Annotated in this window: 1 protein-coding gene; it reads right to left on the reverse strand. The window is 41.3% G+C overall.

Annotation, left to right across the window (positions count from 1 at the left end; genetic code table 11):
* Nucleotides 1-46 precede the first annotated feature (46 nt).
* The gene (locus HMPREF2881_RS11950; RefSeq protein WP_070653628.1) at nt 47-232 is read right to left on the reverse strand and encodes a hypothetical protein; all 186 of its coding nucleotides are present in this window, start codon (nt 230-232) and stop codon (nt 47-49) included.
* Between the last annotated feature and the right edge of the window lie 3 nt (nt 233-235).

The raw sequence follows: 235 nt of genomic DNA on the forward strand, positions 1-235 counted from the left end.
ACAACATTGGTGCATGTTGCTTTGTAGGTGTAGAGATTGTTGATGTCTATCGTAAACACTCCCTGTTCCTTTTTATGTCACACTCACTAACTTTCATCGTCACTCTACTTCCTGCTACCTTAACCACAAAGCCTTTGACACCTAACTCACGTAACTCCTGTTGTATTTGTGTAGGTGTCTTGCCTTGTGTAGCATAGCGATAGCGTTGGTTAATTGTGTTGCTAAGTATCATGAG

Source organism: Staphylococcus sp. HMSC057A08 (assembly GCF_001812925.1).
Lineage (GTDB): Bacteria > Bacillota > Bacilli > Staphylococcales > Staphylococcaceae > Staphylococcus > Staphylococcus hominis.

Excerpts from the sequence above, each read along its gene's own strand:
- HMPREF2881_RS11950 (WP_070653628.1), bottom strand. The coding sequence starts at position 232 with ATGATACTTAGCAACACAATTAACCAACGCTATCGCTATGCTACACAA.